The sequence below is a fragment of the Shewanella saliphila genome (assembly GCF_014648295.1).
Lineage (GTDB): Bacteria > Pseudomonadota > Gammaproteobacteria > Enterobacterales > Shewanellaceae > Shewanella > Shewanella saliphila.
On the sequence record NZ_BMQV01000018.1, the window covers coordinates 1 to 19,287 of the forward strand.

The 19,287-nt window shown below is 43.2% G+C and carries 18 protein-coding genes; 13 read left to right on the top strand and 5 right to left on the bottom strand.

The window, feature by feature from the left end; all coding sequences use genetic code 11:
* Window positions 1–228: 228 nt before the first annotated feature.
* Both IEY48_RS10190 and pbpG read right to left on the bottom strand, forming a co-directional pair.
* Window positions 229–873 carry a cupin domain-containing protein gene (locus IEY48_RS10190; protein ID WP_188920050.1) on the bottom strand — a complete coding sequence of 215 codons (645 nt, stop codon included), beginning with the start codon at window positions 871–873 and terminating at the stop codon, window positions 229–231.
* A 218-nt stretch (window positions 874–1,091) separates the two neighbouring features.
* Window positions 1,092–2,000 carry a D-alanyl-D-alanine endopeptidase gene (pbpG, locus tag IEY48_RS10195; protein ID WP_188919891.1) on the bottom strand — a complete coding sequence of 303 codons (909 nt, stop codon included), beginning with the start codon at window positions 1,998–2,000 and terminating at the stop codon, window positions 1,092–1,094.
* 287 nt (window positions 2,001–2,287) lie between these two features.
* On the opposite strand from pbpG, the gene IEY48_RS10200 reads away from it, so the two are divergent.
* From IEY48_RS10200 to IEY48_RS10225, 6 genes are all read left to right on the top strand, one after another.
* The gene (locus tag IEY48_RS10200) at window positions 2,288–3,610 is read left to right on the top strand and encodes a P-loop NTPase family protein (protein ID WP_188919893.1); all 1,323 of its coding nucleotides are present in this window, start codon (window positions 2,288–2,290) and stop codon (window positions 3,608–3,610) included.
* An 11-nt stretch (window positions 3,611–3,621) separates the two neighbouring features.
* Complete coding sequence (locus IEY48_RS10205; protein ID WP_188919895.1) at window positions 3,622–4,434, top strand: mechanosensitive ion channel family protein; 813 nt, start codon at window positions 3,622–3,624, stop codon at window positions 4,432–4,434.
* Window positions 4,435–4,499: 65 nt separating this feature from the next.
* Window positions 4,500–5,159 carry a ribose-5-phosphate isomerase RpiA gene (gene rpiA, locus IEY48_RS10210; protein ID WP_188919898.1) on the top strand — a complete coding sequence of 220 codons (660 nt, stop codon included), beginning with the start codon at window positions 4,500–4,502 and terminating at the stop codon, window positions 5,157–5,159.
* Between the two features lie 249 nt (window positions 5,160–5,408).
* Window positions 5,409–5,963: an RNA polymerase sigma factor gene (locus IEY48_RS10215; RefSeq protein ID WP_188920053.1), complete on the top strand. Its 555-nt coding sequence runs from the start codon at window positions 5,409–5,411 to the stop codon at window positions 5,961–5,963.
* Entirely contained in the window at window positions 5,960–6,574 is a 615-nt protein-coding gene (locus tag IEY48_RS10220) for a hypothetical protein (protein ID WP_188919900.1), read from the top strand. Before IEY48_RS10215 ends, IEY48_RS10220 begins: the two co-directional genes overlap by 4 nt.
* Window positions 6,571–7,506 (top strand): DUF4097 family beta strand repeat-containing protein, encoded by a 936-nt coding sequence (locus IEY48_RS10225; protein ID WP_188919902.1) that lies wholly within the window; start codon window positions 6,571–6,573, stop codon window positions 7,504–7,506. Before IEY48_RS10220 ends, IEY48_RS10225 begins: the two co-directional genes overlap by 4 nt.
* 136 nt (window positions 7,507–7,642) lie before the next feature.
* Here the strand turns inward: IEY48_RS10225 and rsuA are convergent, their stop codons facing one another.
* Window positions 7,643–8,335 (bottom strand): 16S rRNA pseudouridine(516) synthase RsuA, encoded by a 693-nt coding sequence (gene rsuA / locus IEY48_RS10230; RefSeq protein WP_188919904.1) that lies wholly within the window; start codon window positions 8,333–8,335, stop codon window positions 7,643–7,645.
* Between the two features lie 299 nt (window positions 8,336–8,634).
* Here rsuA and IEY48_RS10235 point away from each other — a divergent pair, with 299 nt between their 5' ends.
* From IEY48_RS10235 to IEY48_RS10250, 4 genes are all read left to right on the top strand, one after another.
* Window positions 8,635–10,722, top strand: a complete 2,088-nt coding sequence (locus IEY48_RS10235; RefSeq protein ID WP_188919907.1) for a M13 family metallopeptidase — start codon at window positions 8,635–8,637, stop codon at window positions 10,720–10,722.
* Window positions 10,723–10,941: 219 nt separating this feature from the next.
* The gene (locus IEY48_RS10240; protein ID WP_188919909.1) at window positions 10,942–11,721 is read left to right on the top strand and encodes a RelA/SpoT domain-containing protein; all 780 of its coding nucleotides are present in this window, start codon (window positions 10,942–10,944) and stop codon (window positions 11,719–11,721) included.
* Between the two features lie 123 nt (window positions 11,722–11,844).
* Window positions 11,845–12,246, top strand: coding sequence for an SMI1/KNR4 family protein (locus tag IEY48_RS10245; protein WP_188919911.1), 402 nt, complete (start codon window positions 11,845–11,847; stop codon window positions 12,244–12,246).
* Window positions 12,247–12,277: 31 nt separating this feature from the next.
* On the top strand, window positions 12,278–12,778 hold the full coding sequence (locus tag IEY48_RS10250) for a DUF4447 family protein (protein WP_188919913.1): 501 nt from the start codon (window positions 12,278–12,280) through the stop codon (window positions 12,776–12,778).
* 76 nt (window positions 12,779–12,854) lie between these two features.
* On the opposite strand, the gene IEY48_RS10255 is transcribed toward IEY48_RS10250, so the two are convergent.
* Complete coding sequence (locus tag IEY48_RS10255; RefSeq protein WP_188919915.1) at window positions 12,855–13,484, bottom strand: glutathione S-transferase family protein; 630 nt, start codon at window positions 13,482–13,484, stop codon at window positions 12,855–12,857.
* A gap of 104 nt (window positions 13,485–13,588) precedes the next feature.
* Entirely contained in the window at window positions 13,589–16,153 is a 2,565-nt protein-coding gene (locus IEY48_RS10260) for a TonB-dependent receptor (protein ID WP_188919917.1), read from the bottom strand.
* Between the two features lie 233 nt (window positions 16,154–16,386).
* Between IEY48_RS10260 and IEY48_RS10265 the strand changes: the two genes are divergently transcribed.
* The 3 genes from IEY48_RS10265 to IEY48_RS10275 are packed head-to-tail and all read left to right on the top strand — an operon-like array spanning window position 16,387 to window position 19,248.
* Window positions 16,387–16,926 carry a PH domain-containing protein gene (locus tag IEY48_RS10265; RefSeq protein ID WP_188919919.1) on the top strand — a complete coding sequence of 180 codons (540 nt, stop codon included), beginning with the start codon at window positions 16,387–16,389 and terminating at the stop codon, window positions 16,924–16,926.
* Between the two features lie 16 nt (window positions 16,927–16,942).
* Window positions 16,943–18,202 carry an Nramp family divalent metal transporter gene (locus IEY48_RS10270; RefSeq protein WP_188919922.1) on the top strand — a complete coding sequence of 420 codons (1,260 nt, stop codon included), beginning with the start codon at window positions 16,943–16,945 and terminating at the stop codon, window positions 18,200–18,202.
* On the top strand, window positions 18,199–19,248 hold the full coding sequence (locus IEY48_RS10275) for a serine hydrolase domain-containing protein (protein ID WP_188919924.1): 1,050 nt from the start codon (window positions 18,199–18,201) through the stop codon (window positions 19,246–19,248). The genes IEY48_RS10270 and IEY48_RS10275 overlap by 4 nt, the downstream gene beginning before the upstream one ends.
* The last annotated feature ends 39 nt before the right edge of the window (window positions 19,249–19,287 follow it).

Here is a 19,287-nt window from a genome sequence, read left to right on the forward strand (position 1 = left end):
TGAAGGCTTCAAGGTACATATTTTACTCTCCTAAAAGAGAGTATAAGATCACAGCTAAGCCAAGGCGTCAAACAGATTGTGTGTCAATATCAGCAGCTCAAAAAACGTTCACGATCTCACCCTGCTACTAATATAGCTGGCCTCACAGAACACTTTTTGATCTAAAAAATCTTGCATTAATAAATTATTTAAAGTTTACATGCCATATTTTCAAGGCAATCAACTCAATCACAAATGGCCCACTTTAACTAAAATCACCGTGTCCTGCTCAACATACGGATTATGCTGACTTAAATGCGGACTGCGGATCCAAGTACCTGCAGGATAACGGCCTAATTCATCTATAAATTCACCGCTTATCACGTAAATCTCTTCGCCGCCAAAATGACGATGCGGTTGAAAGTGCGTACCAGCAGGCCACATCACTAATGCAGTCGATTCGGTACCATGCTGATGTAAAGGCATTACCCGTAATTGGCCTTGACCTGGTAGCCATGGCGTAGTGTTAGTGTCTATTGCAACTTGCTGGTTATCAGTAGATTGAAACTGATGTAACTTCACTAACAATGTACAACCTTCAACGCTAAACGGTGCATGTTCAAAGCCTTCAGGATTACGCAAATACGTGCCCGCCGGATAGTCTCCAGTTTCGTCTGAAAACACCCCGTCGAGCACTAAAATCTCTTCACCTAGTGGATGAGGATGTGAGTTAAACTTAGCGCCGGCCTCATATTTAACAATACTGGTCGCATGGCCGCGTTCAGCTTCTTCACTTGCCAGACGTTTACGTAAAACCCCTGCAGCCGGACTATTTTGCCATTCGACCTCATGAGTGTTTATCACCACTCGCTGGCTAAAATCCATATTCAACATATTGATGTCTCCAAACTCATTAATGGCAACAGTGTAAAGTGTTAATACGTGATAAAAAAGTAGGTACTTTTTGGTACCTATGCCCAATTGATTGTGAATATGAAATTGAGGTACCGTTGCTGGCCACATTTAAGCATTGGCCTTATTAAGGTATAAATGTACATAACAAAAAGCCCAGTCAACAACGTTGGCCGGGCTTTAATGAAGTGCTAGGGTGATTAAATGCTATTACTTTGCGCTGCTTGACGCTGTTTTTTGTAAGCTTTAGCTGATGCAGGAATAGGCGTAGTTAACCCTGTTTCTAACCATTTTTTTAAACGATTTGCATCTGCCATGTGAGTATATTTACCAAACGAATCGAGCACCACAAAGGCCACCTTGCGTTTATCCATTTCGGTTAACATCACTAGGCAATGCCCAGCTTTATTGGTAAAACCCGTCTTAGTTAATGCAATATTCCAATTGTTTTTAAACACTAACTTATTGGTGTTTTGAAAATCTAATGCATAACGCGGTGAAGAAAAGTAAACATGCTTTTTAGTGGTCGAACTCAGCTCACCTAACAACGGATAAGACTGACTCGCCTTAAGTAACAAAATCAGGTCATTGGCACTCGATACATTGTCTGGCGACAAGCCGGTAGGCTCGACATAGTGGGTATTTTTCATCCCTAATGCAGCCGCTTTTTCGTTCATGGCCTTCACAAACATATTAAAGCCACCAGGATAATGGTGCGCTAACGAGGTTGCGGCACGATTTTCCGATGACATTAACGTCAGTAGCAACATGGTTTTACGCGTCACTTTACTGCCGATACGCACACGCGAATGGACATTTTGCATAACGGGTGAGTCGGTAATTTTTATCGAGATTTTTTCGTCTAGCGGCAATTTAGCATCCAGTGTCACCATCGCAGCCATTAATTTAGTCACCGAAGCTATAGGCACTGATTGATGTTGGTTAGTGGCATATAAGACTTCGTTAGTGGCTAAATCAACTAACATGGCACTGTTTGATGCTAGCTCTTGTTGAGGAAGGTCTTGAGAAACGGGGGCCGCAAAAGAAACCGCACTAGTCAGTGTGGTTGAACAAAATAAGGCACAGGCAAAAAGAAAACGAAACTTCATCACGCTCACTTGAAAATAGGGCTAATAACGATTGAGTATACGACAAAGGTTTAGTTCAACAACAGATAAAATACTACTTTTGGGTAGGTATTTCGCAATTAATTAACGTAGATCAAACGCATAGATTTAGCCACGCCTAATATTCGTACAATTTAGGTCGCTTGCGGTATTCACTATAAATACGATGCCAAAGTAATAAGCAGCAATAAAGAGTCAAATACCGCTTTTGTTGTCTTCATGTTAAGATGAAAATAATCGTTTAAAAAGAATGATAAAAGAGAGTGTAAATGGACATTAACTTGCGTTTCTTTAGTCGATTGGGTCAATGGGCAACCAATGTATTAGCCCCTAAAAGCCCACTAAAATCTGAGTCAGATGACGCACAGCAGGGGCTAATTTCACTCAAAACCATCGCCAATCAATACCCATTGCAAATTGGCCAAGGACAGCTCAACGAAGCCGTACCCACCAGACCATTTTACTCAAGCGATCGTTTTGTAGGTAGAGAGCCGCAGCTTAAGCAAATGGCCGATGTAATCAATTTATGGCGTAATCATCATGGTGAGATCAGTGCCATTGTAGCCCCTGCTGGGGCGGGTTTGTCGGCTTTTTTAGGTTATATGCCAACACTATTGCAACAGATCCAAACTGACATTGAACATGTGATCCCAACAAATGCCAAAGCCCTGCCAGACACCTGGCTGATAATGAGTTTTTACCAAGCCCCGTTAAGTGCGTTTGCCGCCATCACCAACCTGTGCCATTGCTTTAACATTGCTCCTCCACCCAACATTTCAGACAGCAGTATTACCGACACCATCTACGCGATTAACCAACAACCGCCGCAGCTCATCATTATTGATGACCTACACAAGTTGATGTTAAGAATGATGGGAAACAATCAAGCCTTAGTTACTTTTGCCACCATTATTATGGAAACCCGCAAACACCACTGCTGGATTTTAGGTTGTGAAAAATACGCCTGGCAGCGACTCAGTGCCCAATATCAAATCACTCATTTTATTAAACATATCATCAATATTGATTATTTTAATGCCCAAGAGCTTGCTAGCATTCAAACACAACAATTGGTCGAATTAGGTTTAATCAGTACCGACTACCTTGAACAAAAGCCAGTAGAAAAGCCTAATAACAGCACAGAAACTCAAGATGACACTAGCGCAACGGATGTAAATCCTTACGATGAACAATTAAAGCAACTGCATTCCATTAGCCAGGGGCATCCCAAATTAGCGGCGTTATTGTTACAGTACTCGCTCACTCACCAAGCCGATATCACATCAGATAACAAGCATAAAACCGACATTTGTAAAATTAACTCGTCCGCCATACAAGAGTGCCAAGATAATGATTTATTCTCATTGGCTGAAATTTACGTCCATGGCGGCCTAAGAGTAGAGCAACACGCCCATATTTTTGCCCAATCCATTGAACAAAGCAGCCTACAACTGGCTTATTTAGCTCGTCACGGCTTAATCATTGCCCAATACTCACAGCAAGATTTTGCTCAACATTTTTATTTTATTACCCCTACGTTAACAAAAATTATCGCCAGCCATTTGGTCAACAATAACAAGCTGTTTAATTAAACGAGGCGAACATGGACAACTCACGTGAGGCATTACAAGCTTTTTTAGACATCATTTCATTTGATCGCATTTTAAGTATTTTATTGCTGTGCTTAACTGCATGGCTTTTTTTGGTTCTGGTGCAATTTTGTTTAAACCAACTCAACAACAAACTGCCTAAATACCGCCTAATTTGGAATCGGTCTTACCCTTTTGTGCGCCTATTTGTGTGGCTGTGTGTGATCATTTATTCCATTGTTGGCATTATTGATCCTCATGAAAATTTAATCTTAGCTGTGGTTGGTTCGATCAGTATTGTGGTGGGTTTAGCCACGCAAGAGCCGGCTAAAAACATGATTGCAGGATTTATTATTATGCTTAATCCGCCTTATCGGGTGGGTGACATGGTGACACTGGCAGGCCATTACGGCGAAGTGATAAAACTTGAATGGAGCGTAACCTGGCTGCGCACCTTTGACGATAATACCGTTATGGTTCCCAATGCTGAGGCACTTAAAACAGCGGTATCGAATGCCAATAGTGGTGCATTAGATGAAATGGTAGTGGTTAAATTTACCATCCCTATGGCTGTCGACCTTCAAAAAGCCATTGCCCTAGCGCGCGAGGCCACACAGTGTTCGCCTTACACTTTTTTAAATAAGCCCATTATTGTCAATTTAGGTAATGACTACTCATTTGGGCAGTATCAACAAACCATTACCGTTAAAGCTTATGTTATGGATGTAAGGCTCGAAAAAAAGTTTGTCAGTGACATTAATATCAGGGTATTAAGTGCATTTAAAAATGCCCATTTTTATGATGAACAACAAACGCCAGCAGCATAATTTGCGCTATAATCGCGCCAATTAAGTTTCACATTTTTAAAAATTACCTATTGGGGAAACAGATAATGACGCAAGATGAAATGAAAAAAGCCGCAGGCTGGGCTGCACTGCAATATGTCAAAAAAGATACCATTGTCGGCGTTGGTACTGGCTCAACGGTAAACCACTTCATTGATGCATTAGCCACAATGAAAGACGACATTGAAGGCGCGGTATCAAGCTCTGAAGCATCAACAAAAAAACTCAAAGAATTAGGCATTGAAGTATTCGACCTCAACAGTGTTGACTTAATTGATGTCTATGTTGACGGCGCAGATGAAATTAATGATCGCATGGACATGATTAAGGGCGGCGGCGCGGCATTGACTCGTGAGAAAATCGTCGCAGCCGTGGCTAAACAATTTATTTGTATTGTCGACAACACTAAGCAAGTGTCGATTTTAGGTGATTTTCCATTGCCTGTTGAAGTTATCCCAATGGCACGCTCGTATGTGGCTCGCGAGTTAGTTAAGTTAGGCGGCGACCCAGTTTATCGTCAAGGTGTTGTGACCGACAACGGTAACGTAATTTTAGATGTTTACAACATGCAAATTTTGGATCCTAAAGTAATGGAAACCAAAATTAACGCCATCGTGGGTGTAGTAACAAACGGCTTATTTGCAAACCGCGGTGCAGATGTATTACTAGTGGGTACGCCAGATGGCGTGAATACCGTCACCTTGTAATTATCCCTGCTGACTTTCACATAGCCTCAGCTATTACTGAAAAATGGCCTCGCAAATTTGCGAGGCCATTTTTTTAACTGCTATAAAAGAGTTAACATCACCCTCTCTTCTAGGTCGCTCACGGTACCCAAAAATTTATGACATTCACTGAATAAAAAATTTTAACGCCATATAAACCTTTTACCGACTTGAGCCTGTCAAATATATAAACAATCATAATGGACAGTTTGGAATATTAAGGATGCCGGTATCAATCAGCCTAATTCACAGCCAATAAATCACCTTGCGCAGCTAGACGACAATCAACTTGTCGCCATTGCAACTACCGGGTGTCAGCAGGCCTTTGAACAACTGTATCGCCGCCATCACCAGCGAGTGTACGCCATTTGTTTTCGGCTTAGTGGCCAGCCAAGTTTGGCTGACGATATGACCCAGGCGTGTTTTATTCGCTTATGGAATAAATTGGCGCAATTTAACGGCGATAGCCAATTTACCACCTGGCTGCATCGATTATGTGTTCGCCAGGCGATTAATGATCTCAAGGCACAGCAATCGTTATGGCGACGCTTTTTACCAGCAGAAGATATCGCCCATCAAGACGTGCCCAGCGTTGAGTTAACCGATTACCATTTGCTCGACAAATGTATCGCCAAATTACCGCAACGAACTCGCATTGTGTTTGTGCTATGTGCAATTGAAGGCTACCAGCACAACGAAATAGCAGCACTGCTGAACATTGCCGTCGGCACCAGTAAAGCGCAATATCACAATGCCAAACATTTACTACAGGAGATGCTTGCATGAGTACTAAAAAGCATGACCTAGACTATTTAATTGGCACGTTACCGCCTGAGATTGCGCCAACCACCGACTTATGGAACGGCATTAAGCCGCATTTAACGTCTCAAAAAACGCATCAAAACAATGTTGTACGCCCCTTATGGGCCATAGCCGCAACGTTCTTAGTGTGTTCACTCTTATGGTTAACGCAGTGGCGCGACGAACCTGTGCGACCCCAAGAGCAAACATTAACTCAGGTGCAAACGGCAAATGTTACCCCTGCAACAATAGACACATCGGCATCGGTTGAAGTGGATAATCACTTAATAGAATTGATAAACCAAATTGCCCAAACTCATCAAAGTCAGTTAGATGGATTTATTCGCAATCAATATACCGTGAGCTGGCAGTTATCAGCAAACAACAATGAGCACATTCAAACTGACATTGCCAAGGCGCTCGCAGAGCTAGAAAGTGCCTCAGTTCAAGTGCAAGCAGCATTAACACAACAGCCGACTAATCAACAACTTTGGCAGTTATGGCGCTGGATAATGCAGCGTCAAATCACCCTATTACAACAAGGGCAAAAATTGCCTTTTACCCATACACGCCCATCAAAAGGAAATACCCTATGAGCAGCATTAAATACGCACTGTTAGCGCCACTCATGGCCATAAGCGCTTTAACAATTGCAGCAGAGCCGGTCGACCAACAGCAAGATGTTGCAGCTAATTCCAACGTGAGTATCAAAGTACAACGTGGCAATGTTGAATTTATTAGCTGGGACAACAACAGCATCCAAGTTAAAGGCGAACTAGACGAGCTAAGTAAAGGTTTTATATTCGATGTAAAAGGCAATACGGTAGTGATTGAGGACAAACTGCCGCGCAGTTATCAAGGCGGTAACAAGCAGGGTTCACAGCTGACGATTTATTTACCCACACAGCTGAGTTTGGACGCTGAAGGCGTATCAGCCGACTATGCCCTCTCTAAGCTCAGCGGCCAAATCGCTATCGCATTAGTCAGCGGCAATATTAAAGCCAAACAACTGAGTGGCAGCAGCAAGTTGACCACGGTTTCGGGCAACATTAATAGCGAACAATTAAGCGGAAAAATCAAACTTGAAACGGTATCAGGTGACATTGACGACAAGGACAGTCAGGGTGAGGCAGAGTTTAGGTTAGTCAGTGGAGAACTTGATACTCACAGTGACTTTACTCAAGTAAGTATTGATCAGGTCTCTGGTGATATTGAGGCGACCTTAAACCAAATAAACCAAATTAATATGGTTACCATCAGCGGCGATGCTGACCTAAACCTCGGCACGCAGCTCAGTAAAGGCCACCTTGAAACCATTAGTGGCGATTTAACCATGGCATTTAGTGCAGCACCTAACCTAAGCTTTATGATAGACGGCGGCCCGGGTGGCAGAATTAATAATCAATTAACTGACGATAAACCCGTTAAGAAAAAGTACTCATCAAGTCAAAGTCTACAATTTAACAGCTTGTCAGGTGACGGCCAGGTCAATATCAACACTATTAGCGGCCGCATTAGCGTGAAGTAATACTATTGATGCCAGACAGTAAAATGCCCAGTGATATCGCTATCGCTGGGCATCGTTACTTGAGACTAATATCACTGAACAAAGCTGTTACAGATTAAGATTAACCGTAACGATAGCTTGGCTGTTCAGGCTGGCACTACTTAACCGAACTCACTTCCTCATCGGTTAAATAACGCCATTCACCTGGCGCTAAATCAGCATCTAATTCAATACTGCCGACCGCTTCACGGTGAAGGTTAACCACTTTATTACCTACTGCAGCAAACATGCGCTTTACTTGATGATATTTGCCTTCGCTAATGGTTAAGCGCACCTGAGTTGGTGCAATAATCTCAAGTACTGCAGGTTTTGTTAATCCATCTTCATTGCGCAGTTCAATACCATCAGCAAACACAGAGATTAAGCTGTCGTCGATAGGATCGGCTAACTCAACTAAATAGCGCTTACCGCAATCTTTTTTCGGCGAGGTGATTTTGTGCGACCATTGGCCGTCGCTAGTAATCAGCACTAAACCTGTAGTATCAGCATCTAGACGCCCAGCAATGTGTAAGGTGTCAACTTTTTCAATTTCCATCAAACTTAATACCGATGGATATTGCTCATCAATCGTTGAGCAAATGGTATCAACCGGCTTGTTCATCATTACATAGCGATCGCCGACTATGCTGATAGACTGGCCTTCTAAGCGCACATCCATTTGCGGCGATACCTTAAAACCAGAATTCTTAACCACCTCGCCATCACAGGTGACATCACCACGATGCAGGGCTCTTTTGGCCAACGAACGGGTTAATTCGGTACTTTCACAGATAAATTTGTCTAAACGCACAATACACACTCAATCTAAAAATAATGGCGCTATTATGCGGCTTACACGGTTAAATAGAAATCAAACAGTGATATTTTTACGGTATACGTAATTTTTGGTTACATATCCTCAGCCATTCTGGGGGAAAAAGGGGTAAAAGCGCCTTGTTTTCTAGTCTAGTAAGGCCTTAACATAGTATTCACAAAAAAAGTGTTGGTTTTTTCCTTACTGAGTAGCATTTAAGGACCAACAATATAATAAAAATATAAAAATGCTCATACGCCTAAAATAGGCGCCTTAAACAAAGCAAAGGAAACACAATGAAAAAGTTGGTTATTGGAGGTCTTTGTGCCTCACTTATTGCAGGCCTAAGTGCATGTAGCGACGATAAAGCCGTAGTAGCTCCCGCTGCAGACGTAGCAAAAACAGCTGCTGCAGTTGCCGTTGAAAAAGCACTAACATCTGGCATTACGTTCGACAACATCGATAAAGCCGTTCGTCCACAAGACGATTTTTACATGTACGTAAACGGCGCATGGATGAAAACAGCAGAGATCCCAGGCGATCGCACTAACATTGGCGCATTTTACGACTTACGCGAACATGCTCGTGATGACGTTAAAGCGATCATTGAAGACTTAAGTGCCACACCTAACTTAGCTGATGGCACAGACGAGCAAAAAGTAGCTGACTTATATCGTTCATTTATGGACGTTGAAACCCTAAACAAATTGGGTATTGCGCCAATTCAAGCTGACCTAGATAAAATTACAGCGCTAAAAGACAAACAAGAGCTGACCGCGTTTTTTGGTGAAAACCAAGCAAACGGTGGTGGCACACCATTAGCATTTTATATCTCTGTTGACGCTAAAGACTCAACCCGTTATGCCACTCACATTTGGCAATACGGCTTAAGCCTGCCTGAAAAAGATTACTACTTTAATGAAGAAGAGCGCTTCGTTAATATCCGTAAAGCCTATGTTGAGCACATTGAAAAAATGTACAACCTAGCTGGCTTACCAGATGCTAAAGCCAACGCTGAAGCCATTCTTGCTCTCGAAACCCAAATTGCTGAGCAACACTGGGATGTGGTAGAAACACGCGACAGCACTAAAACTTACAACTTATACCAAGTTAAAGACCTTGCAACCCTAGCACCAGACATTAACTGGGAAGGTTATTTAGCGGCGTTAGGTGGTGACAAGCAAACTGACATCATCATCAACCAACCTAGCTTTGTTCAAGGGTTAAATGAAGTCATCAAGACCAATGATCTTGCTGCATGGAAAAACTACCTAACCTGGATGACCCTAACGCATAACGCCAGTAACTTGTCTGAAGCATTAGACAACGAAAACTTTGCCTTTTTCTCTAAAACCTTAAACGGTCAAGAAGAACAAGAGCCGCGTTGGAAGCGTGGTGTGAGCACAGTAAGTGGTACCTTAGGTGAAGTGGTGGGTAAAGTGTACGTTAAACGTCATTTTGCTCCAGAAGCTAAATCACGTATGGAACAACTCGTTGAAAACCTACGTGGTGCTTATGGTTCAAGCATTGAGTCATTAGACTGGATGAGTGCTGACACTAAAGTGGCAGCAAAAGACAAATTAGCTAAGTTTAATCCTAAAATTGGTTACCCTAACAAATGGGAAGACTACAGCAAGTTAACCATCAAAGCTGACGATTTAGTGGGTAACGCTAAGCGTGCTGCTGTTGTACAACACAACAAAGAAGTGGCTAAATTGGGTCAACCAATTGATAAAGACGAGTGGCACATGACGCCACAAACCGTTAACGCTTACTACAATCCAACCATGAACGAAATCGTGTTCCCTGCAGCGATTTTACAGCCTCCATTCTTCAACCTAGAAGCAGATGATGCTGTTAACTACGGTGGTATTGGTGCGGTAATCGGTCACGAAATGGGCCATGGTTTTGACGACCAAGGTGCTAAGTTTGACGGCGAAGGTAACATGCGTGACTGGTGGACTGAGTCTGACTTAAAAGCGTTTGAAGCCAAAGGTAAAGCGTTAATTTCTCAGTACGATGGTTATCAAGTATTTGACGATTTACACGTTAACGGTAGCCTAACACTGGGTGAAAACATCGGTGACTTATCGGGCGTGACTATCGCTTATAAAGCTTACAAAATGTCACTCAATGGCGAAGAAGCACCGGTCATTGACGGCCTAACTGGCGACCAACGCTTCTTTATGGGCTTTACCCAAATTTGGCGTGTGAAGATGAAAGAAGAAGCAATGCGTAACCGCGTAGCAACTGATCCACATTCACCTGGTCACTTCCGTGCACTTGGCGCATTGTCAAACATGCCTGAGTTCTATACCACTTATGACGTGAAAGAAGGCGACAAGATGTATATCGCCCCAGAAAACCGCGTTAAAATCTGGTAATCAATAATGTAAAAGCTGACCTAGGTCACACTTACATACAATAAGGGCATCGTTTGATGCCCTTTTTTTATGTCAAAACCAGCTAAACAACTGATATATAACTGTATATATACTTATCACCTAGTCACATCATCGTTATGATTAAACCTTGTTCATTAAGCCCCTATTCAGCTAAAAAACGGTAAAGTGATTTCACAGACATTACGCTGGAGCTATTCAATGAATAAGTTGTTTCGTACCTTTTTTATCTTTTTAATTTTACTGTCTACCCGCGGCGCGATTGCTCAACCTAACGAAGTTAAATATAACAAGTTAGCCGAGCCATCTGATTTCAGTCAAAAGTCATATAATGACATTGAGCAATTAGTCAGTTTAAGCGAGCAGCATACCGCGCTTGCACAACAAGACTCTCAAGACTTGGATGCCTTAATGGCACGAGCTCCAGAAGCTCAACAAGAGCTTATTGAGCTACTCAATCATATTAACCAGGCTAGCCATACCTCTGCGATTATTCCTGCGACAAAAAGCTACGCTCGTGCAGCACAAAAAGTGCAATTAAAGTTTAATGGTGACGCCAGCCAACTCACCGATATTGCCCGTGCCAGTGTGGTCGCCAATGACGTCAACAGCTTGCTGACCAGTTACCAACAGCTTCGTCAATCGACCGATGTAGTGCAATTAAAAAACCGTTTTGCTGAGCCAAAAACCTCAGGGTATCGCGACTTAAACGTGTTAGTTAAATTGCCACAAAGCCAAATGGTGGTTGAGGTGCAGTTTCATTTAAATGATATCGCCGAGATTAAAAGTGGCCCAGAACACCAGGTGTATGAGCAAATTCAAGCCATTGAGCTGCAAGCCAAAACCCAGCGCAGGCCGTTAAACGACTTTGAGCGCGCTAGCATTGCTAAATTACGCCAAGATTCGCATAAGCAATACCATAAAGCCTGGTTGTACTATAAACGCCAAAGCTTGTATCCATCGACCATTCAAGCGGCTTAACCTGCCGCGTTGTGTCACTCTTTCCACCCTTTAGCGCTCATTGAGCGCTTTTTTTTTATCGAAGAAACTCAGTGTCATTCACATCTGCTATACTCGCGCCAGAGACTAGTAGCGGACATTGTCATGAACGAAATTATTGACCAATTGCAAGAACTAAGCGAAACCGTACCGGTGCCGCTGGAGTTGCCAACATTTGAACAAATTGTTGAAGTTGAAGAACAAATCCTCATTGGATTGCCTAATGATTTAAAAGAATACCTACTGCATGCCAGTGACGTTATTTACGGCTCGGTTGAGCCGGTCACTGTTGCCGACCCGTACTCGCACACTTACCTGCCTGAAGTCACCAGTTATGCCTGGTCTATCGGCATGCCACGTGAGCAAATTGCCATTTGCCAGGTCGGTGACAGTTTTTACTGTATCGACGAAGAAGGCCAAGTGCAGTTATGGGAAGACGGTGATTTTGACGAGCAGGTTTGGGAATCGTTTTGGGATTGGGTTGAAGACGTGTGGCTTGAGCTATAACCCACGTTAATATTGATTAAAGAGAACAAACATGGCTAAAACTACCGGCTTAAACGCCATTGAAATGCAATATTTACGCTTGTCTTTAGGCTTAACTACCGAGCAAGTTGCGACTATCACTACCACCAGCAATGAAGATGTACTAGCGTGGGAAGCCGGCGAAAAAGACGCGCCCGTACCTGTGCAAAAAAAGCTACTCGACATTGATGACATCATCGAAATGCAGGTGCTTAACACCACAGATGGCATTGAAGATCTCTTTAAAAAAGAACCCAAACGCCGTTTAGCGTTTGTGGTTTATCCAACTCAAGCGCTTTATACCCAATATAATCCAGAGTTTTTAAGCTCTTTGCCTTTAACAGAGCTGTACAACACCTCTGCATGGCGCATCAAAAAAGAGTGCAAACTGGTGCTTGAAGTCGATGTGACTTTAGTGGCATTAGATGCCGAAGCTTATAAAGCTTATCGCGCTGAAAATGGCTTGAGCGAAAACCGTGAAAGCCGTGCCAAATGGGCAGCGACTCAGCTTTAAACCGTTGCGATAACACGCTCAGGGGTTAATACCAATCCGCTATCATCAAAGAAGCCTATCTTGGCTTCTTTTTTTATTAAGCAGAGTTTGCCGCAGATTCTGATTTGTCGATAGCCGCCAGCAATGCAGGGCGTTGTTTAACTCTGTCTCGGTATGCAGAGAGTTTTGGCGGCAATTGTTGCTCAAAACCTAAGGCCCATCCTAGGGTTTGGGTTAATAAAATATCCGCAATTGTCGGTTGTTCACCGCACACAAAACCATTTTGAGGGATCCATTGTTCAGCAATGGCTGCTGCTTTATCAAACTCCCATTTCGCCACCGCATGCATGCTCTGTAAACGCAACTCTTTTGGCAATGCAAAGCGGTGTTTACCCATGCTCCACAGCGGTTGCTCTAGTTCTGTAATCACAAAACTGACCCAGCGTTCATGCAGCCCCGAAGCATAAGTCCCGGCCTTGGGTAACCATAAGCCCTCGCCATACTTTTCAGCAAGATAGCGCATAATGGCGGCAGATTCGGTTAACACAAAGTCACCATCGGTGAGCACAGGTAACTTACCGCTTGGGTTTAACGCCAAAAATGCCTCTGTTTTATTATCACCTTTGGCAAAATCAATAAAATGAAACTGCCATTCAATTCCTAATTCTTCTAATAGCCACGACACGCGTAACGCACGGCTTTTGGGTGTTCCGTATAAGGTAATCATGTGGATTGCTTCTCCCTTGGGGTCATCCAATCAATTTGTACACTAAAAAAAGCCACATTCACTTATCGTGTAATGTGGCTGTTATTTATCTTATAACCATGCGCTTAGAACTTCATTGTGACTTTAGTATAAATGAAACGTCCTAGTGGGTTATGTACTCCCATTGCGTAACCATAAAGGTCAGAATCACCATCGCCAATGGCAAATGATGGTTCTTCGTCAAACACGTTGTTGACACCCACTGATAACTTAAACATCTCATTGATACGGTATGAACCTGACATATCAACTAACAACTGTGCATCCACGGTGCGAGTTTTGTTGTAGTCTTCAAATTCACCGATATAACTTAAGTTAATGTTGGCTGCAAAATCGTCCATCATCCAGTTAGTTGTCGCTAACCAACGGTGTTCTGGGTATTCATACTCGCCAGTGTAATCAATCGTTTCGCCATCAATTTCTTTTTCGAAACTGATTAAGTAGCTGTACTCTAAACCGAACTTAATATCACCATAGTTATTTAGCTCAAGGCCATAATGAGTCGATAAGTCGAGACCTTGCACTTCTTGCGAGCCGATGTTAACAAACCCAGATTTGATCACATCAATCGTACCAAAGGTTTCACCCGCTTGCGGCGCGTTACGTAAACACACAGTGCTGTTTTGATCGCCACAGTTTTCTTGGTAAAGATCTTGGTTTTGCAATGAATCAATTTTGTTGTCTTGTACAATATTGAATAAATCGAAACCAATATCGAACTCTTGGCTTGGTGCCCAAATCATCCCCACGTTCCAAGTTTCAGACTCTTCAGCTTCTAAATCTGGGTTGCCGGCAAAGATGAAGTTGTAATCGAGTAATTCACAATCAACATTATCTGCAGCACAGCGGTAACTATCGACTAAAAAGTCACTCTTTTCAGATGGACCTAAACCAATTTGCGCCAATGACGGTGCACGGAACCCGGTAGACCACGAACCACGAGCGGTTAACTCATCACTAATACCCCATTGGAAAGCAATTTTAGGGTTAGTGGTTGAGCCAAAATCGCTGTAGCTGTCATAACGACCAGCAAGTTGTAGCTCAAAGTTATCTGTAACAGGAATAGAAAACTCAACATAAGCGGCATGTTGATCGCGCGAACCAAACGCCGATATCGCTTCAGTACCAAAAATCAAACCACGTTGAAACTGCTCATCTGGCACATCACTGACACTTTCTTCACGGTACTCAGCACCGGCGGCCATCATGATATCTCGGCCACCAATGGTAAACGCTTGGCCTGAAATGCTGGCATCATAAGCAGTAATGCTCGACTTACCTTGTCTTACTAAGCTAGTGGTAATACGGTCAATGACATCTTGTGAATTAACCGCTGCACCAAATGGGTTGTAATTACCCGCATCGATTTCAGCTTGTAAATAATCGGTTCTTACCCAACCTTGTGTGCGGTCACCAGTTTGAGTCGATTCGCTACGGCCACGCTGCGCCGATACTTCCCAGTCCCAATCATTAATCACACCGCGAAGCCCGGCCACAATCCGCATAGTGTCAGACTCAATATCCCAACGACGGGCACCAGCATCAACGGTACGGTAACGACCAATATCAATGTCTTGTCCAAATGGATTGTCAGGGTGAGTACCCGGTACCGTTAAGCCTGCATCTTCATCTAATGGTGTGGGTGCGCCGCCCGCTTCAGAGGTATTGTGCTGTACCGACAACTCTAAAAATGCGGTTAAATCGTCAGTTAGCATGTAATCAAATTGACCAATGGCGCCCACACGCTCAGAAGTCGGAATGGTCATATTGTATGGGCCGTAGTCAAACAAACAGCTGCCGCTAGCCGTGGCGTTCTCAGCAGGACAATCTGGGTCAATGGTTTTCACTCCATTAACATAAAAATAGCCCGGATACCCCCGTGATGAACGGTAATCTTCACCACCGTAAGGCGATTGATTGGCTGTACCAAAACGCCCCATATCTTCTGCCGATAAGGTACCGTTGGTAAAATAATCTAAAATAACTGATGCACTGCCTTTATCGGCTTTTACGCCCCACACTAAACTGGCTGTGGTTTCGTCATAACCGGTACCACTGTCATCGCCATAACCTAAGTTAACTTCAATGCCTTCGATGTCTTTTTTCAGCACGATATTAACCACACCGGCAATGGCGTCTGAGCCATAAATCGCTGACGCACCATCTTTTAGAATGTCGATACGTTCAATCGCAGAAACCGGAATGTTATTAATATCAACAAATGAGTTTGAAATGCCTTCAGCAAATGCACTCGAGCCAACACGACGGCCATTGATTAATACCAATGTCGCATCTGGGCCTAAGCCGCGTAAACTGATTGATGCACCACCGTTTGCGGTAGAGTCTTGGCTGTTACCGCGGGTAGAAAACGCACCAGAGCCGTTAGCAGGCATACGCTCGAGTAATTGCTGCAGGTTGTCAAAGCCCATGTTAGCAATATCGTCTTTACTGAGTGATTGAACCGGAGATGGGCCTTCAATATCAGTCCGTTTGATACGAGATCCCGTCACTTCAATACGTTCAACTTTAGCTTCAGCAGTGTCTGCTGCTTGTGACATAAAAGCGATAGGGGCAAAAGAGAGTGAAACTGCGATGGCGCATGCACTGCGCAAAAGGTTAGGTTTTTTCATGATCATCCTTAACGTTCATTTATTGTTTTATATCCATGATTACTGCAAACTGCGGTAACAATATTACCGCCTACTACTTTCGTGGAAGCTAATTTACCTGTTTAAGTTAAGTTAAATTTTAACAATGTCAATACATTGTCAAGACAGTGCAGTAATGTAATTGTAACCAAACACTTAATAAAGAATAAAAAATTAAAAAAATCGCATTTATATTCAACATTCAAGGAGGAGTTATGAGCGAAGAAAAATTAGTGAGTGCCCACTTTCACCCAAAGCTAGGGGTTTACTGGTTAGTGTCGGGCGCAATAATAATCACCATCACTGTTGTAGGTATTCCCTTGTTGTTATTATGGTTTCCAGTCGGTTTACTGGCGGTCAGACGGTATATTGCCAACATGAGTGCAGAGTTAACCGAAAAAAGACTGATTGTACGAAAAGGCCTGTTAACGCGAACAGAGAATACCGTGCCATTAGATAAAATCACCGATATGGCGCTTATCCAGGGGCCGCTTATGCGTTTGTTTGGTATTTATAAACTCACAGTAGAAACCGCTGGGCAATCGGGTACTGGCTCATTAATTAACTTGGTGGGCGTAGTTGATGTGCAAGCATTTAGAGAACAGGTTTTACTACAAAAGTCGTTACTCACTGATCGCCAATCTACAGTTGTTGATAACGTCAATATCGATCAATTATTGCTTGAGAACCTGCAACAAATGAACGCCACTTTGCAGCGGATTGAACAAGCATTAACTCCACACTCTCCACAATAGGTTGTTGCTGTTTATCATGTCGAATAAAAATAAATCCATCTCTTTTGCTGCCCAAATTAATACCCTTTTAAAAGCCACAGGCCCAGGCGTTTTAATGGCAGCAGCAGCCATTGGCGCGTCGCATTTAGTGGCATCAACTCGTGCTGGGGCCGAGTTTGGTTGGCAGCTAGCCTGGCTGATTTTGTTAGTTAATATTGTAAAGTATCCCTTTTTTGCCGCTGGCGCGCGCTACACCGCCGCAACCGATGAAAGCCTATTACAAGGCTATCAAAAGCAAGGGCGTGGTTATTTAATGCTGTTTACTGGGCTTAACGTTATTGCCGCCATCGCCAGCACCGCTGGGGTATGCATGTTAACGGCAGCCATGCTGACTCAATTTGTACCGCTATCGATTGATGTATTGGCCCTAATCGTGTTGCTAAGCTCATTGGCCTTATTAATTTTTGGCCATTACAAACTGCTCGATAAACTCACAAAAGTGATTATGTTTGCCCTCACCCTAACCACGTTAACAGCGGTGGCATTGGCCTTTAATCATCAAACGGGTATGGCTGCGCCATCGACAAGTGACTCTCCTTGGCAATGGGCTTATGTCGGCTTTTTAGTGGCAATGATGGGCTGGATGCCAGCACCTATTGAAGTGAGCGCCTGGAACTCATTATGGCTAGTTGAAAAACGCAAAAGCCAAACCGTGACTGCAAAGCAGGCTATTTTTGACTTCAACTTAGGTTATGTCACCACCGCAATATTGGCGATTGTATTTTTGGCGCTTGGCGCATTAGTGATGCACGGCAGTGGCGAGCGTTTTTCTGATTCTGGAGCAGTATTTGCCTCACAACTTATTACCCTCTACAGCCAAGTGATGGGCAATGAAACTCGCTATTTAATTGGTGTTGTCGCTTTTTTATGTATTTTCAGTACCACGGTAACCGTAATTGATGGCTACAGCCGTACTTTAGATATGGGCTGGAGGCTGTTGTCTCACAACACCTCACCACGCAGTTATTTAACCCAAGTCATGTTAACGGTGAGCACATTAGGTTTATTACTGATTTTATTTTTTAAAGGCGCTTTACTGCCACTGCTAGAGTTTGTGATGATCCTAGCCTTTATGACCACGGTAATTTTTGCCTGGCTAAACTTCCGCTTAATGACCAGTCAAAACCTACCTAAGCAGCATCGCTACGGCCCTGCTATGGTCGCACTATCTTGGCTCGGCCTAGTGTATTTAGTTGGTTTTGCGCTGTTGTTTATTTATTGGTATTTAACAAAATGACAAAAATGATAAGCAAAATAACAACCCGAGTTTACGCATTACTAGTACTAAGCAGCAGCCTACTGCCAGCTTCTGCGTTTGCATTGAGCATAACCAATAGTGATGTACAAACGATTATCGACCATGACGCCAGGCCTTTTACTGGGCGGATTTTAATCAGTGACAACCAGCAAACTTATGTTGACCTAACGATAGGAAAAGACATTCACGCTGACAGTCGCTTTTTAATTGGTTCAATTTCTAAAACCATCACCGCCACCCTAGTCATGCGGGCTGTTGATCAGCAAAAATTGTCCTTAAACGATGATATTACTGATTATCTGAATATGGTGACGGAACACCCAATCACTATCGCGCAATTACTTAATCACACCTCTGGCTTATTAGCGCCTAAATCACCGAGCCTTAATGCGAGGTCGCAATTTATTCCTGGCAGTCAATTTAACTACTCAAATTATGGCTACAAACTGCTTGGCGATATTCTTAGCCAGCGTTACCTGGTGCCCTACGCTGAGTTAGTTAATCAATTTACCAAGCAATACCAGCTCGATATAAGTGCAGATGTGGGTGAGATAACCGACTTATACGCTCAACAACCGCGATTAGTGCACGGATTTATGGAGCAACAACAGCAACGCGTGCTGTTAGATGAGTTCACCATAGATAATGGTTTTATTGCTTTTGGCGCCATGCAAGCCAGTAGCCAAGGTATTGCGGCATTTATTGAGGGCTTAACCCAACAGCAATTTTTATCTGCTGCCAGTTTACAAGCCATGACCTCACCTAGCGCCAAAAGGCCGCATCGTTGGGGCGAGTTAAATTATGGCTATGGTTTACAAATTAGTCAGCAGCCTGGCTTAGTTGAATACAGTCATACTGGGTATTTACCCGGATACATCAGCGCCATGCTCTATTATCCGCAAGCACAATTAAGCGTAGTCATTTTAGAAAACACCTCATGGGACTTAGACAATATGGAACGTGTTTTTGGTTTGCATGACAAAATTCGCCAGGCCATAAGAAATCAGTTAAAAACTGACGAATAATCTGACGCTACGCTGATAACTCGCTATAATAGCGCCTCG